The organism is Nitrosomonas sp. sh817 (genome assembly GCF_030908545.1).
Classification (GTDB): Bacteria; Pseudomonadota; Gammaproteobacteria; order Burkholderiales; family Nitrosomonadaceae; genus Nitrosomonas.
This window is the reverse complement of record NZ_CP133083.1, coordinates 573041-588988: the sequence shown is the minus strand read 5'-3', so window position 1 is coordinate 588988 and position 15948 is coordinate 573041. Positions and strand designations below refer to the sequence as shown.

Below are 15948 nucleotides of genomic sequence, written 5' to 3'. Positions count from 1 at the left end.
GGTATCTTATCACTGCGGCAATGGTGGTAGCCCGAGTTCCTTGAGAAATTCATTGTGTTTCCCGGTATTTTCCTTGATCCGTTTTTCCAATTCCGTCAACTCGTTATGCACCAACGCCAAATCCACCTCTTCTTCCTGCCTTGCAGTGCTGATATAGCGCGAAATGTTCAGGTTGTAGCCATTCGCCGCTATTTCATCCATCGGCACCCGCCGGGCGTAGCGCTCTTCTTCCTTGCGAAATTGGTAAGTGGAAACAATCTTGCCGATATGTTCCGGCAGCAAGCGGTTCTGCCGTTTGCCTTTCTCGAACTGTTCGCTAGCATTGATAAACAGCACATCGTCCGGCTTTTTACACTTCTTCAAAACAAGAATACAGACTGGGATACCTGTCGAGAAAAACAGATTGGCGGGCAAACCGATCACCGTGTCGATATGTCCGTCTTTCAGTAGTTTGGTGCGGATACGTTCTTCCACCCCGCCACGGAACAACACGCCGTGTGGCAGGATGATAGCCATGACGCCTTCGGGTTTCAGGTAGTGGAAGCCGTGCAGCAAAAAGGCGAAATCGGCAGCGGATTTCGGTGCCAGGCCGTAATTCTTGAAGCGCATATCTTCACCCAGCGCATCAAGCGGCTCCCAACGGTAGCTGAATGGCGGATTGGCCACCACCGCATCGAATCTCGGCATCTTGGCCGGATTGGTTTCGCGCAGCCAATCCCAGTCGTTGGTAAGCGTATCGCCGTGATAAATCTCGAACTCCGAATCCTTTACCCCGTGCAGCAGCATGTTCATGCGCGCCAGATTGTAGGTGGTAATGTTCTTTTCCTGCCCAAAGATTTTGCCGATGCCGTGCGGGCCGAGCCGATGGCGCACATTAAGCAGCAACGAACCGGAGCCACAGGCAAAATCAAGCACGCTTTCCAGTTGCTTCTTGGTGCCGGTGGCGGGTTCCTGACTATCCAACGTGACAATGCCGGACAGAATGCTGGAAATCTGCTGTGGCGTATAGAACTCGCCCGCCTTCTTGCCGGAACCGGCGGCAAACTGACCGATCAGGTACTCATAGGCATCTCCGAGCGTGTCCTTGTCGGTGGAAAACTGCGCCAGTCCCTCGGCAATCTTGCTGATGATGGTACAAAGCTTGGCATTACGCTCGGGATAGCCCTTGCCCAGTTTTTCCGAATTCAGATTGATCTCGGAGAATAATCCGCCAAAAGTGCTGGCAAAGGATTCGTTTTCGATGTAATCGAAGCCTTTCTGCAAGGTATGCAGTAATTCCTTGTCTTGCGTGCGCGCCATCTCGGCGATGCTGCCCCAGAGATATTCGGGTTTGATCACATAATGCGTCTTGCGGCGCATCTGTTTTTCAAATTCAACGGTATCGTCCGGGTTCTGCGCATACCATACCGCCAGCGGTGTGCGGCGGTCGCTAGCATCCAGCTTGGGATAATCCGGCCCCAGTTCCTTTTGCGCCGCCGTCTCGTAGTTATCCGACAAATAGCGCAGGAACAGAAAGGACAGCATGTAATCGCGAAAATCGTCCGCGTTCATCGCACCGCGCAATTGGTCGGCAATGCTCCACAGGGTATTGCCCAGTTGTTTTTGATCTTGTTCGGTCATGGTTGATTCGGCTCTATCGATTGTCGTCATGCGGTGGCAGAGTTTTGGTGCGCTTAGCCAGTTTCTTTTCTTCTGACTTCACTCGGCGCTCCAGCTTCTGCAAGTCTTCCTCGGCGGCCAGTTTTTCCGGTTTGATGCCGCGCTGCCCCAGCATGTCGCGCACGCTCTCGTTGTTCTTTATATGCTCATGGGTGATTGCGTGTTCCCCGAGCAAATTGGCTTGTTCCACGTTGTGATTGGTCATTTCGGTAGCCAGGTTTTTGGCGGCAATCGTCAGCGTGGGCAAAAAGTCCGCCAGCGGACGGCTTTTCACAATGCCATATTTGTCTTTCATGGCTTGCGTGGTATGCCCGCCGAAGAGTGCCTGATCACCTTTCGAGCGGATACGGCCAAAACCGGCATCATCCACGCCGCGCTCGAAGATGTTCTGCGATAGGGCTTTTTCCGATTCCCTCAGCCGGTCGCGGGCCTCCATGCGCGCCTGTAGCCGCATACGGTCTTCAATCAGCTCCTGCTTACGGGTTTGCAAGGCAAAGTAGCTTTGCGCAAAGGCAATCTCGGGCTTACGCGGATCGCCGTTCTGGGCAATCAGGTAGCAGGCGTAACGGGTAAGCATGAAATCATCAATTTCCCGCTCCCCGCCCTTGCCGTGAACGATCAATTTCGTGACGCCACGAAAATGATCCGAAATCGCATGGCCAGAGGCTTCGCAGGACTCCATGGCGCGCTGGATGGCGGTTTGAAAGTTCTCCCAACGAGCATACCCCAGAGGCGCTTGCAGATCGCGAGCAAACCAGAATTCAATGCCTTCGGCATCGGCGCGCTGCACAACGGTTTCAAGGTTTAGTTGCAAATTTTGTAGCTGTTTATCCATGACATAGCCTCCATTGCTCTGAGTTTTCATAATCGATACGAGTGGCGTTAATATCAGTGATTATTGGATAGTCGTTTAATTAACTGAACCCGCATGATCAAGCGCAGATGGCTCCAGCTCAATTCTCTACACAGTGTGTAGAGAATCTCCTGATCGGGAAAGGTCAGGTAAAACTGACGGCAGTTGTACAGGTTGGCATAGGAAAAACCCTTGCCGAAATCCGCCATCAGCGCTGCCGAAAGGTCTTCGATCAGCCGTTTACCATATTGGGCTTTGTGCTGCCCAAGCTGCTCCTCTTCAACGATCCGCCGGCCAATCAGCCAGTAGGCTTCCACCATCGCGGCATTCACCGCTGAACGCGCCTTGCTCCTCGCCTGCTCGAGGATGTTTTTGATGTCGGCGTGAAATGCGGTCAATGCGTTCATCCTTGCGCCTCGTCCACTACGGGGCGACCACCCCGTCCGGCTTCGCCGTCCACCCCTCCAACGGAGGGGAATAACTGTTGCATCAATCCTTTTTTATGGGCCTTGAGCGCGGCGAGCTTTTGGGTTTGGGCGGTGATCAGCTCGTCGATGGAAGTGAGGCAGTTGGCGATTTTTTGTTGTTCCGTTTTCTTTGGAAGCGGGAGTTTGATACGCCTTAGCTCATTCAGCGAGAGAACTGTTTGTGACGTGCCTACGCTGTACTTCCCAACGATTGTTGAGTAGCGAGCAAGCAACTCAACAAAAAACTTGTTGCTGCCGTCGAGTACACGGAACACGGGGTAATAGGTGCTAATAATTCCGGTAATGCTCAAGTTATTCTCGTTGAAGTAGAACCGACGATCGTCACTTCTACTCCGGTAGGTCAGGTAATTGGGCGGAATAATATTGAACCCGATATTGTCCCGCTCAGTGATTCTATCGTTGTCATAGTACTCTCTCTGTCTTACTAGCCCGCACCGGGCGGACGTTAGGACTTCAAATTCGTCTTGAACCGCCGACTTTTCTCGAAACTCTTCTATAAAGCTGCCTAGTAGCTTCTCCTCCCACTCCCCCGTATCCAGAAACTCAGGAAAGCGAAGCGTGGGCAGGGTTTCACCTTCGGCGGGAAAAAGCTGCTGCATCAGCCCTTTCTTGTAGGCTTTGAGCGTATCGAGCTTTTGGGCTTCGGCGGTGATCAGCACGTCGATGGAAGAGAAGCAGTCGGCGATTCGCTTTTGCTCATCGGGTCCGGGCGCGACCACTTCGATTTCCTCCAAAGTGGATTTGTTTACTGACGGAACGGCACCACCGCAATGCTTATTGAGGTCGATCAATTGACTCAGCAGATAGACAAAATAATCGTCAGCAACACCGTCGATTGCTTTCAAGCCAGTGGCATTGTTGTCAATCAAGCACTCTGTCTGAACGTAAGCGCGCCGGTTTAACCTAAGCGCTTCGCCAATCTTGGCGAACACCGTCGCACCCTTCGGAATTGGTTTTGCCCTCAGTTTCAACAGCGCATCGCCACCAATGTAATTGGTTGCTTCAACTAAAAGACCACCATTTTCGGCAACTGCTCTCGAAATATCGCTTACCTTGCAGAACGGATATTTTCCCTCGCTCTTACCTTGCAACACCTCAGGGAAACCGTATCCCTGAAGTATGTTACATACCTGAGCCAACGGTTTGCTTTCCCACTCCCCCGCCTCCCGAAACTCAGGAAAGCGCAGTTTGGGCAGCAATGCCCGCTTTCTTTGTTCACGCATCGCTTCCCTCCGAAGGCGGTAAAACCACCCCGTCAGGGCCTGCCCGTCTTCCCTTCAAAGAAGAGAAAACCACCCCGTCAGGCTTCGCCTGCCACCCCTCCACAGGAGGGGAATGCCGCCCAGAATTCCCCTCCTGTGGAGGGGTGCCCCGCAGGGGCGGGGTGGTCGCTTTGCCCCGGGATGGAGCGGTCAAAGCCGGGTGCTGTAAAAGAAACTGCATCACCCCCGCTAAATTATTTTTCACGTCCTTATCCAACAAATGGATGACAGTCAAATCCAGACTCATTAAATATGCATCCCGTTGAGCATCATATTCCACCTTGTGATCATGACTGCCACCATCTATTTCAATCACAACCGCTTTTTCAGCGCAGTAGAAATCGACAATGTAATTGCCGATGATCTTCTGCCGATCAAAATCCAACCCTGAAAATTGGCCGCTCTTGACTTGATTCCACAACAACACTTCAGACAAATTACCCGTTCGCCGTAACTCCCTGGCGCGTTGTTTGAGTGCCGGATTGTACGGTAATGTCATATAACGGGCCGTTTTCCGCATCACGACCACCCCGTCATGTTTCGCCCATCATCTCTCCAGTCGAGGTAAAACCACCCCGTCAGGCTTCGCCTGCCACCCCTCCACAAGAGGGGAAAGACCCAAAAATTCCCCTCCCATGGAGGGGTGCCCCGTAGGGGCGGGGTGGTAGACGTTGTAGTGAACGAAATAGTTTTATTGCTCATACGCCCCCAAGCCTGAAATCTCCCGCCCTTGGGCGAGTTTGTGCAACAGCGGAATCAGGTCTTCCATCAGCGCCAGCTCCGCCTTGGAGCGGGCTTTCCAGCCCAGTTCCTGCGGGGCGAACAGATCGCTAAGTTGATCGCCATCAAACACCATCCGGCGCAGGATGCTGTCGACAAAATCTTGCAGGGCGGCGGTGGCGAGGCCGTGTTTGGCAGCCACCTCGGCAATGGCTTGGTTGGTTTTGGCGGCCTTGTATTGGGCGTATTCTTCTCGAATACCTTGCACGGTATGAGGTTTGTCGGTGTTGAGACTATCGATATATTCAGTGAGCGCATCCCGGTCGTCGATGAGTTTGGCATCGGACTGAATCAAACCAATCAACTCGGCGCGGCTCATCTTCTGCTTACCTGGCGCTTGGCTGGCGTAGCGGGCTATCAGCGCCATGATGTAGTTGAGCACGCGGTTGGTGCGCGAGAACGCCTGAATCAGGCCGTGGTACTTGAGGTTTTTGTCCACGTAAAGAGTGTTCAGGTATTTGGAATCGAAACCGGTGAGCAGCATATCCACCACGATGACGATGTCGATCTTCTGCGCGTGAGGCAAATCCTGGTTGGGATATTGCTGATCCTTGATGCGCTTTTGCACGTCCTGATAGTAGAGATCGAATTCGCTAATGCTGTGATTGGTTCCAAAGCGCGCGTTGTAATCGGCGATGATGGCTTTGAGCGCGGCTTTCTTTTCATCCGGTGCTTGTTCGTTGTCGGCCCTTTCCTGCGGCAGGTCTTCCTGGATCTGCTGCACGTCCTTGTTGCCCTCGGCGGGTGGGGAAAATACGCAGGCAATGTTGAGCGGTTGGAAATCACCGCCCCCTGACTCAATCTGGGCCTTTTTTTCCACCTGCACGGACTTGAACAACGCGTAATATTCAATCGCGTCGTTGATCGAGGCCGTGGCCAGCACGGCGTTGAACTTGCGCCCGTTGGTGGCGGCATCGTGCTTGGACAGCATCGCCTCGACGATGGCTTTTTTGGTCAGCGCTTCGCCCGGCTTCGGCTTGTTCTTACCCTCGGGTTTGTAGTAATCCACATGGAAGCGCAGCACGTTGCGGTCTTCGATGGCGTGGGTGATGGTGTAGGCATGCAGTTGCTGCTGGAAGATGTCCGCCGTGGTTTTGAAGGATGCCTGCTGGCCTTCGATCTGCTGATAGCTGGCGTTGTCGTCAAAGATCGGCGTGCCGGTAAAACCGAACAACTGGGCGTTGGGAAAGAATTCTTTGATGGCTTTGTGGTTCTCACCGAATTGCGAGCGGTGGCATTCGTCGAAGATGAAAACCATGCGCTGCTGGCGCAGCGGTTCCAGCCGGGCCAGATAATTCTTTTTGTTGTTGCCATCGAGTGCCAAGCCGAGTTTCTGGATGGTGGTGACGATCACTTTGTCGGCGTAGTCGTCGGAAAGCAGTCGGCGCACCAGCGCTTCGGTGTTGGTGTTTTCCTCGACGCATTTTTCCTGAAACTTGTTGAATTCTTCCCGCGTCTGCCGGTCGAGGTCTTTGCGGTCGACCACGAACAGGCATTTATCGATATCCGGGTTGTCCTTGAGCAGAGTCGATGCTTTGAACGAAGTAAGCGTTTTCCCGCTGCCGGTGGTGTGCCAGATGTAGCCGTTGCCGCAGTGCTGGTGGATGCACTCGACGATAGCTTTGACGGCATAAATCTGATACGGGCGCATCATCAGCAGTTTTTGTTCGCTGGCCACCAGCACCATGTAGCGGCTGATCATCTCGCCCAGCGTGCACTTGGCGAGGAATTTCTCGGCAAAACTGTCCAAATGGGTGATCTTGTTGTTGTCTTCACCTGCGAACTGATAGAGCGGCAAGAAGCGTTCGTCGGCATTAAAACTGAAGTGACGGTTGTTATTGTTGGCGAAGTACCAGGTATCGCTGCGGTTGCTGACGATGAACAGTTGCACGAAGCACAGCAGGGTTTTGCTGTAGCCGTTACCGGGGTCGTTTTTGTAATCGACGATCTGCTGCATGGCCCGGCGCGGGCTGATGGCAAGCGTTTTCAGCTCGATCTGCACCACCGGCACGCCGTTGATGAGCAGAATCACATCATAGCGATGGTGACTGTAGTCAGTGTTAATGCGCAGCTGGTTGACCACCTCGAAGCTGTTCTTGCACCAATCCTTGATGTTGACAAGCGTGTAGTACAACGGTGTGCCATCGTCGCGCTCGAAGCCGTTCTTTTCGCGCAAGTGACGGGCGGCAGCGAAAACATCGGCGTTAACAATCCCGTCCCGCAGGCGCGAGAATTCCGGATCCGTCAGTTTGACCCGGTTAAGTGCTTCGAATTTCTCCCGGAAATTGTTTTCCAGTGCTTCACGATCACGAATATCCGGACGATAGGTATATTTGAGCGCTTCAAGCTTAGCGATCAGATCTTGTTCAATTTGGGTTTCTGTTGCTGTCATCGGAATGGATACAAAAGTTCAACTTATTAACTCCAAAGGATTTTATTGCTTCATCGCCATTAATGGGAATGGGGCGATATCACGACGCAATCCTGAGCTGCCGCCAATCATCCGTTCAGCTCTTCAGATCGTTGACTCATGCGAGCATCTTATCATCAGTACACCGCGGAATTAAATTTGCGCAACCGCCGGTCACCGGCAATGGTCCGCCGCCAGCCGGTCATTTTCGATAAAAAGGGGAGAAAAGCGCTCTTTTAGCACGCTACTACCGGCTTACCCTCCTGCTAACATCATCTCCCAATCCGTCATATCAAAAAGATCTGACCATCGACCCATTGCTTCATAGGGTCCATTGTGGAACCGCAAGTTTAATCTTAAGAAAAAGGGAGAAACCGATGCAACAGAATAAGACAGAACACCGTGTACTTTCATTAACGGCAGCCGCTTTGCTGATGACCGCCGCATCCGGCAGCGCGACAGCCGGCGTGGATCCGTTCGTTGGAGAAATCAGCTACGTGGCGTTTAATTTTGCGCCCGACGGCTGGCTGCAATGCGACGGGCAAATATTACCCGTCAGCCAGTACAACGCGCTTTTTTCTCTGATCGGCAACACCTACGGCGGCAACGGCACCACGACTTTCGCACTGCCCGATATGCGCGGCAGAGTGCCGGTTCACCGCGGGCAGCATCCGGGCGGTTCGATGTTTACGCTGGGACAGACCGGCGGCGCGGAAAACACCGCGTTAACCGTCAACAACTTGCCGGCGCACAGTCATACGGCCGCCGCCACTTCGGCGTCGACTTCGGCGGTCGCACCGGGCGCCAGCGCCACATCGACATTGAAAGCGGTGAACAGCGACGCCGATCAGAAAAATGCGAGCGGCAATTCGCTGGCCAACGCCAAGGGATTAAACTCGAATTACTCCGCCGCCGCGCCGAACGTCAGTATGAATGCGGCTTCAATCGAAACCACGCTGAGCGGGCTCAACATCACCACCACGACCAGCACCAACGTCAGCATCGGTTCGACCGGCAACTCCCAGCCTTTCTCGATCATGCCGCCGTATACCGTGGTGAACTGCATCATCGCTTGGCAAGGCGTTTATCCGACGCGCCCGTAATTTCGACCGGAATATACGATTGGACCGCGTTGATCAGGGCCGAAGCGGATGGGTTCTCTTTCGCCCCTGATCAACCGCTCCAATTTCCTTTAGGAAACGATGAAAAACTATTGTACCCAGCCATACGGCATTAAAAAAACGATCCCAATCGTTTGGATCATCTTCTGCGCCGCAACCCTCCTGCCCAACGCCTTCGCGAGCGTCGTATCGCCAGCCGATGCGCCGCTCAATGACGATCAGAACTTGAAAACCGCGCAGTCGTTGCTTGCAGCCGGAGATTACGGCAACGCCTTCGACCGGTATCGCGCCGCCGCCGTGAACGGCCGCCAACCGCTGGCGCAATTTACTTTGGCGCTGTTTTACCAGAATGGCTGGGGGCGCGCCGCCGACCGCAAGACCGCCTGCGAATGGTTCGAGCAAGCGGCGCAAAACAACGTTCCGGCGGCGCAGCACATGACCGGTCTGTGTTTCGAGGAAGGCGTACACCGCCCGGCCGATCCCGTAGCGGCCGCCCGGTGGTTTCAGAAAGCGGCGCAAGCCGGACAACTCAATTCCTACTGCCATCTCGGCAATCTACTGATGACCGGAAACGGCGTGGTCAAAGACCCGGTTCAGGCGCTGGAACTTTGCCGCCCTGCAGCGCTGCAAGGATCGGCACCGGCGCAACTCTGGATGGGCAAGTTTTATCTGTACGGCGACTCCAGCGTGCGCAATCTTCAAGAAGCTTACCAGTGGTTCCTGGCAGCGGCGCAAAAGCAATCCGCGGAAGCCTTTTATCATTTAGGCATGATGCTGGCGCAAGGTGCGATCAGCGGGCCTGATGCGGCACAGGCCCGGCAGCTTTTCGAGCAAGCCGCCGCGCTCAAATACATTCCAGCTTATTTTCAGGCAGGCAAGCATTTTTTCGCCACGGAAGCCGGTGCAGAAACGAACCGGCTTCCGGCGGAACATCTGGCCAAAGCGTACGTATGGATTTCCGCCGCGATACAACGATCCATGGATGCGGAAGAAGTAGCCGCCGCCCGGGCAATGCGCCAGCAAATCCTGGCCATGATGCCGCCGACTTGGCTGGCTGAATTGGACCGTAAGGTTGCGCGGCACTTACAACCGGATTAAATCGTTTTTTTTGCAGCCGGGTGAATTCAATGCCAACGATTGAACCGCAACTGCCGATTTTTATAGGAGGCGCAACATGACTGTTACCAATTTCAATAGCGGATCGCTCGTCAATAATACATCCGTGACCTCCGCGACCTACGACGGATGGACATTCGGTTCCGGCAGCTCGATCGATATCGCGAATGTCAACAACAGCGATATGGCCGTACTGCTCAATCAATCCGGCGGGCGGTCGATCCTGCTCAATTACAGCGGCGCTTCGGTAACCGGTTTTTACTTCAAATCTGCCGACGGCTCGGATTTCAAACTGAATTCATTCAATTTCGACAATGGCCCGAGCGGCGCGTCCACTTCCTTGACGGTCGCCGGTTACCGCGACGGCGGCTTGATCGTGTCCGCCGAGGCGGTCAATATGACCGTCAACGATTCCACCGGCAATATCAGCTACACCCAGTTGAGCAATATCGGCTCGATATACAGCGGCACCCTGAGTTTCAATTCGGCTTTCGCCAATATCGACGAAATCCGCTTCGTATTCGGCAGCGCGGTGGAATTGACCATTGATGACATCGACATTTCCACCGCGGTGGTACCGCCGGTCATTACCTCAGCCACTTACGACGCCAGCACCAATTCATTGGTTGTCACCGGCACCAACATGACCGCCACCTCCGGCGCAGCCAACGATATCGATGTCTCGAAACTGACATTGACCGGCCAAGGCGGCTCGACCTACACCCTCACGTCATCGAACGTCGAGCTCGATTCCGCCACGCAATTTACCGTCGCACTGAATGCCGCCGACCAGCTCAACGTCGAAGGCTTGCTGAATAAGAATGGCACCTCCTCGGTCGGCGGCACCACCTACAATATCGCCGCGGCAGCGGATTGGAATCCGGCGCAAAGCGGCAACGCCGACACCACCGGCAACGGCATCACCGTCAGCAACGTGCAAACACCTACGATCACTTCCGCCACGTATGACGCCAGCACTGGCACGCTCACCGTCACCGGCGCGAACCTGGTCAAAGCCAGCGGCGCAACCAACGATATCGATGCGTCGTTGCTGACGTTCACCGGCGAAGGCGGCTCGACCTACACCCTGACCGACACCAGCGATGTCGAAATTACCTCCAGTACTTCATTTGCCTTGACATTGAGCAGCACCGACAAGGCCGCGGTCAACCAGATCATCAACAAAAACGGTACCAGCTCGACCGGTGGCACCACTTTCAACTTAGCCGCTGCCGATGACTGGAACACGATTATCGGCAATACGGATATCTCGGATACCACCGGCAACGGCATTACCGTCAGTAACGTAGCCGCTCCGACGATCACGTCCGCCACTTACGATGCCAGTACCGGTGCATTGGTAGTCACCGGTACCGGTTTCTTGAAGCTAAGCGGAGCAACCAATGATATTGATGTCTCCAAATTCACGTTCACCGGTGAAGGCGGCGCTACCTACACTCTGACCGATTCCACTGATGTTGAAATTACTTCCGGAACGGCATTCACCGTGACTTTGAGCAGCACCGACAAAGCCGAGGTCAATCAAATCGTCAACAAGAACGGCACCAGTTCGACCGGTGCCACTACTTATAATTTGGCTGCTGCGGAAGACTGGGCAGCCGGCGCGGACAGCGCCGCCGTCGTCGCCGACACCACCGGCAACGGCATCACCGTATCCAGCGTCGCGGCACCGGCGATCACCTCCGCCACTTACGATGCCAGTACCGGCGCACTGGTGGTCACCGGCAGCGGATTGTTGAAAGCCAGCGGCGCCGCCAACGATATCGATGCTTCCCGATTCACCTTCACCGGCGAAGGCGGCACAACCTATACGCTGACCGACAGCAGCGATGTCGAAATCACTTCCGGCACGGCGTTCACCATCACGCTAAGCGCTACCGACAAAGCTGCGGTCAACCAATTCATCAACAAGAACGGCACTTCCTCGACCAGCGGCACCACCTACAACCTGGCTGCGGCGGAAGACTGGGCCGCCGGTGCAGATGCCGCCGCCGTCGTCGCCGATACCACCGGCAACGGCATCACCGTCTCGAATGTCGCGGCGCCGGCGATCACCTCGGCCACTTACGATTACAACAGCAATGTGCTGACTGTAACCGGCACTGGCTTCTTGCAAAAGAGCGGCGCAACCAACGATATCGATTTATCCAAGCTGACTTTCACCGGCGAAGGTGGCGCAACTTACACGCTGACCACGGCAACCGATGTGGAAATTACGTCGGGAACTTCGTTTTCAGTGACCTTGACCGGCGCGGACTTGATCAACGTCGAGACGTTGCTGAATAAAAACGGTACATCATCGGCCGGCAGCACTACCTATAATCTGGCCGCCGCCGAGGATTGGGCGGCGGGCGCGGATAGCGCCGCTGCCGTCGCCGACACCAGCGGCAACGGCATCACGGTGAGCAACTACGCCGCGCCTGCGATTACCTCCGCCACGTTCGACGCCAGCACCAACGTGCTGACGGTCAGCGGCACCAACTTCGTTGCCAACAGCGGCGCCAGCAACGATGTGACGGTTTCACTGCTGACGCTGACGGGTGAAGGCGGCAGCTACACACTGACCTCTTCGTCTGTCGACGTGACGTCGGCCACTGCCTTCAGCGTCACGCTCAATGCAGACGACCAGTTGGCGGTACGCGGATTGTTGAACAAGAACGGCACAACGTCTTCGAGCGCCACGACCTACAATATCGCGGCGGCTGAAGACTGGATGGCCGGCACCGCGGCTTCGATCGCGGTTGCCGATCTGACCGGCAACGGCATCACCGTCAGCAATGTGCAGACCCCCACGATCACGTCGGCCACCTACGATTCCGATACCGGCATTTTGGTTGTTACCGGCAGCAATCTTTTCAAAAAGACCGGCGCCAGCAACGACATCGATATTTCCACCCTGACGTTGACCGGCGGAACCGCAAGCGCTACCTACACCATTACCAGCGCATCGGATGTCGAGATCACTTCCAGCACGTCGTTCAGCGTTACCTTATCGGGAGCGGACAAAACCGCCGCCGATGCCTTACTGGATCAAACCGGAACGGCGTCTTCCGGCGGTTCGACCTACAATCTGGCGGCCGCCGATAATTGGTTGAGCGCCGCCGATGCCGCCACCGATATCAGCGATGCCGTCAACGCGGTTACGGTGTCAATCAATCCGCGCATCACCTCGGCCACTTACGATGCCTCGTCCGGATCGCTGGCCGTAACCGGCACCAATCTGCAAGCCAACGGCAGCGGAGCCGACATCGATGCGTCGAAATTCACCTTCACCGGGGAAGGCGGCTCCACTTACACATTGACCGATAGCGCCGATGTCGAAATCAGCTCGAGCACGGCATTCACGATCACCCTGAGCGCCACCGACAAAGCCGCCATCAATCAAATCGCCAACAAGAACGGCACCGCTGCCACCGGCGGCACCACGTACAATCTGGCCGCGGCGGACGACTGGAACACCAATGCCACCGGTGGCGATACCGCCGATGCCACCGGCAACGGCATCACGGTTTCAAATGTCGCAACGCCTGCGATCACGTCGGCCACGTACGACGCCAGCACCGGCGCGCTGGTAGTCACCGGCACCGGCTTCTTGAAGCTGAATGGCGCGGCGAACGATATCGACGCCTCCAAATTCACCTTCACCGGCGAAGACGGCGCGACCTATACGCTGACCGACTCCGCCGACGTTGAAATCACCTCCGGTACGGCATTCACCGTAACATTGAGCAGCACCGACAAAGCCGCCATCAATCAGATCGTCAATAAAAACGGCACCGCTTCCACCGGCGGCACGACTTATAACCTGGCCGCCGCTGAGGATTGGACGGCTGGCGCCAGTGCGGCGGTAGCCGTGGCCGATCTAACCGGCAATGGCATCACCGCGTCGAGTGTCGCCGCCCCCGCGATCACATCGGCCGCCTACAATACCGGCACCGGCGCGCTGACCGTGACCGGATCGGGATTCTTGAAAGCCAGCGGCGCGGCCAACGATATCGACGCCTCGGCCTTCACCTTCACCGGCGAGGGCGGCGGCACCTACACACTGACCGACACCGCCGATGTTGAAATCACCTCCGGCACAACGTTCACCCTCACTTTGAGCAGCACCGACAAGGCCGCGGTCAATCTGCTGCTCAACAAAGCAGGCACGGCTTCCACCGATGCGACGGCCTACAATCTGGCCGCTGCCGAGGATTGGGCGGCGGGTGCGGATGCCGCGGTCACGATTGCCGATACCGGCGGCAACGGCATTACCGTATCGATCCCCACTTCTTCAAGCAGTGGCGGAGGCGGAGGCGGCAGTAATAATGACGGTACCGCCACATCCACAACGACCGACGGCGCAGCCACCACGACAACGACTCAAGCGGACGGCACTGTCGTCACTGTCGTTTCGGCCGTTGAGTCCTCCCGGCAGGAAGATCCCGATTCGTTATTCCGCGATTACGCGGATATTCCGCTGGCGGCGGATGCAGCGGGTAATCCTTTGTTGACGGTCAGCCTGCCAACCGGCGCCGGATTGAACGTCACCGGACGGCCGGCGGCGCTGGGCTTGGCGCAAGCCGAGGCAAGCGCGATTACGGCGCTGGCGCAAATCGGCGGATTGAGCAGTAACGCGGCCAGCGGCTTGGCGGCGCAAGCACGGCAATTCTTAGCGCAACTGCCCGGCAGCGATCCGGTCAGCGTCTATACCATCACACCAAGCGTTACCGGCGATCAACCGCCAGCATTGCCGATTCTCATCGGCAGTCCGGCAGGCGCCGGCGCAACCGGCAATCTGCTGGTGATCGACGCCCGGCAATTGCCTCCCGGCACCGTTATCCAGCTGGACAATGTTGCATTCGCATCGATCGTCGGCGCTGTGCGGGTGACCGGCGGCAGCGGACAAAATTTCGCCGCGGGCGACGATCAGAATCAATTCATCGTCCTCGGCGCGGACGACGACACGCTATCGGGCGGCGGCGGCAACGACACAATCGGCAGCCTCGGCGGGGATGATCGCACCTCGGGCGACGCCGGGCAGGATATCGTTTTCGGCGGCGCAGGCAATGACCAATTGAACGGCGGCAGCGGCAACGACCGCTTGAACGGCGGTTTCGGCTTCGACCGCGCCATCCAGGACGGACAACCGGCGGATTACCGTATCGCCATCACCGGTACGCAAATCACGCTGACCAACGCGACGGGGGAAACCGACACGCTGACTGATGTTGAATTGATCGAATTCTCGAGCGGCGAAACGATTGCGTCCGCTTATTCCGAAGCGGAAGCAGCCGCGCATCATCTGGCGAAAACCTGGCTAGGCCGCGATTTGACGGCTGCGGAAGGCAACGGTATCCAAAACTGGACCGGCGTCGATACCGGCGGTATTCTTGCCGCTTTCCGCAGCTTGCCGGAAACCATCGAACTGGGACTGCAAGACAAATCCGGCGATGAATTGCTCGCCGGCCTGGCCGGCGATCCGGCGATCATCCGGCTCGATACCGTACGCGATGCTGGCACCGGCAGCGCCAACGATGAAGGCTATTTACCGCTGGGACTGGCGTTGCGCGCCGATGGCGGCGCCGGGCACGACACTTTGCGCATGACCGGGCATCGCGGCGACGTGCATCTGGAAATGGCGGGAGATTATTTGCAATTAACCCGCTTAAGCGATGGCGCCATGCTCGATATCAGAAACGCCGAAGCGATTGCGTTCAACAGCGGCGAAACGACCGTAATCGCGCACGATCCGGTCGAAGCCATCCTCGCGCGCCTGGCGCACAGTTTCTTTGGCCGCGATGCCACTGCGGCGGAATGGCAGCTCGGCCGCGAAACACTGCAACAGCCTTACGATGCGGAGGCGATTCTGGATTGGTTCCAGCAGCGCGCCGGTTTGCGGGAACTGACGGATACCGGTTTTATCCAGACGATTTACAACCATACCCTAGGCCGCGCGGCAACGGATGACGAACTTAGCATGCAACTGGCCCGGCTGGAAAACAACGAAATAGACCGCAGCTGGCTCACGGTTGAAATCGCGGGTAGCGCCGAGGCTGCAACCCATTTAGTCGGTAGCGTGATGCAGCACGACGGCTGGATATAGCAGATCGTTCAGAGAAACTCCAGCACAGGCCTCATGCGGACAAAACCCGCCTGCGAGAAACGTTCAATGCAGCGCTTGGATCGGTAAGAAAATGATCAGGGTAAATCTATTCATCCAGCACTCTGGCTATAACTGAATAATCATATTGCG

At 56.2% G+C, this 15948-nt stretch carries 9 protein-coding genes; 3 read left to right on the top strand and 6 right to left on the bottom strand.

The features are described 5' to 3' along the window. Positions 1 to 9: 9 nt before the first annotated feature. The 6 genes from RBH92_RS02795 to RBH92_RS02770 all read right to left on the bottom strand — a co-directional run bounded on the left by RBH92_RS02795 (position 10) and on the right by RBH92_RS02770 (position 7434). Entirely contained in the window at positions 10 to 1650 is a 1641-nt protein-coding gene (locus RBH92_RS02795; protein WP_307933178.1) for a type I restriction-modification system subunit M, read from the bottom strand. Beyond that, on the bottom strand, positions 1634 to 2494 hold the full coding sequence (gene dinD / locus RBH92_RS02790; RefSeq protein ID WP_307933177.1) for a DNA damage-inducible protein D: 861 nt from the start codon (positions 2492 to 2494) through the stop codon (positions 1634 to 1636). Before dinD ends, RBH92_RS02795 begins: the two co-directional genes overlap by 17 nt. A 53-nt stretch (positions 2495 to 2547) precedes the next feature. Next, positions 2548 to 2919 carry a DUF1016 N-terminal domain-containing protein gene (locus tag RBH92_RS02785; RefSeq protein ID WP_307933176.1) on the bottom strand — a complete coding sequence of 124 codons (372 nt, stop codon included), beginning with the start codon at positions 2917 to 2919 and terminating at the stop codon, positions 2548 to 2550. Beyond that, complete coding sequence (locus RBH92_RS02780; protein WP_307933175.1) at positions 2916 to 4223, bottom strand: restriction endonuclease subunit S; 1308 nt, start codon at positions 4221 to 4223, stop codon at positions 2916 to 2918. Before RBH92_RS02780 ends, RBH92_RS02785 begins: the two co-directional genes overlap by 4 nt. Beyond that, positions 4216 to 4761, bottom strand: coding sequence for an endonuclease domain-containing protein (locus RBH92_RS02775; RefSeq protein WP_307933174.1), 546 nt, complete (start codon positions 4759 to 4761; stop codon positions 4216 to 4218). Before RBH92_RS02775 ends, RBH92_RS02780 begins: the two co-directional genes overlap by 8 nt. Positions 4762 to 4953: 192 nt before the next feature. Further along, a complete protein-coding gene (locus tag RBH92_RS02770; protein WP_307933173.1) occupies positions 4954 to 7434 on the bottom strand; it encodes a type I restriction endonuclease subunit R, EcoR124 family in 2481 nt (826 codons plus the stop codon). A 395-nt stretch (positions 7435 to 7829) separates the two neighbouring features. Between RBH92_RS02770 and RBH92_RS02765 the strand changes: the two genes are divergently transcribed. The 3 genes from RBH92_RS02765 (at position 7830) to RBH92_RS02755 (ending at position 15798) form a co-directional block, all read left to right on the top strand. Continuing rightward, a complete protein-coding gene (locus RBH92_RS02765) occupies positions 7830 to 8555 on the top strand; it encodes a phage tail protein (protein ID WP_307933172.1) in 726 nt (241 codons plus the stop codon). Between the two features lie 99 nt (positions 8556 to 8654). Continuing rightward, on the top strand, positions 8655 to 9671 hold the full coding sequence (locus RBH92_RS02760; protein ID WP_307933171.1) for a tetratricopeptide repeat protein: 1017 nt from the start codon (positions 8655 to 8657) through the stop codon (positions 9669 to 9671). Between the two features lie 76 nt (positions 9672 to 9747). Next, positions 9748 to 15798: a DUF4214 domain-containing protein gene (locus tag RBH92_RS02755; protein WP_307933170.1), complete on the top strand. Its 6051-nt coding sequence runs from the start codon at positions 9748 to 9750 to the stop codon at positions 15796 to 15798. Positions 15799 to 15948 lie beyond the last annotated feature (150 nt).

What these genes read in the sequence shown, in the direction of transcription:
- RBH92_RS02795 (WP_307933178.1), bottom strand. Translation starts at nt 1,650, where the DNA reads ATGACGACAATCGATAGAGCCGAATCAACCATGACCGAACAAGATCAA.
- dinD (WP_307933177.1), bottom strand. Translation starts at nt 2,494, where the DNA reads ATGGATAAACAGCTACAAAATTTGCAACTAAACCTTGAAACCGTTGTG.
- RBH92_RS02785 (WP_307933176.1), bottom strand. Translation starts at nt 2,919, where the DNA reads ATGAACGCATTGACCGCATTTCACGCCGACATCAAAAACATCCTCGAG.
- RBH92_RS02780 (WP_307933175.1), bottom strand. Translation starts at nt 4,223, where the DNA reads ATGCGTGAACAAAGAAAGCGGGCATTGCTGCCCAAACTGCGCTTTCCT.
- RBH92_RS02775 (WP_307933174.1), bottom strand. Translation starts at nt 4,761, where the DNA reads ATGACATTACCGTACAATCCGGCACTCAAACAACGCGCCAGGGAGTTA.
- RBH92_RS02770 (WP_307933173.1), bottom strand. Translation starts at nt 7,434, where the DNA reads ATGACAGCAACAGAAACCCAAATTGAACAAGATCTGATCGCTAAGCTT.
- RBH92_RS02765 (WP_307933172.1), top strand. Translation starts at nt 7,830, where the DNA reads ATGCAACAGAATAAGACAGAACACCGTGTACTTTCATTAACGGCAGCC.
- RBH92_RS02760 (WP_307933171.1), top strand. Translation starts at nt 8,655, where the DNA reads ATGAAAAACTATTGTACCCAGCCATACGGCATTAAAAAAACGATCCCA.
- RBH92_RS02755 (WP_307933170.1), top strand. Translation starts at nt 9,748, where the DNA reads ATGACTGTTACCAATTTCAATAGCGGATCGCTCGTCAATAATACATCC.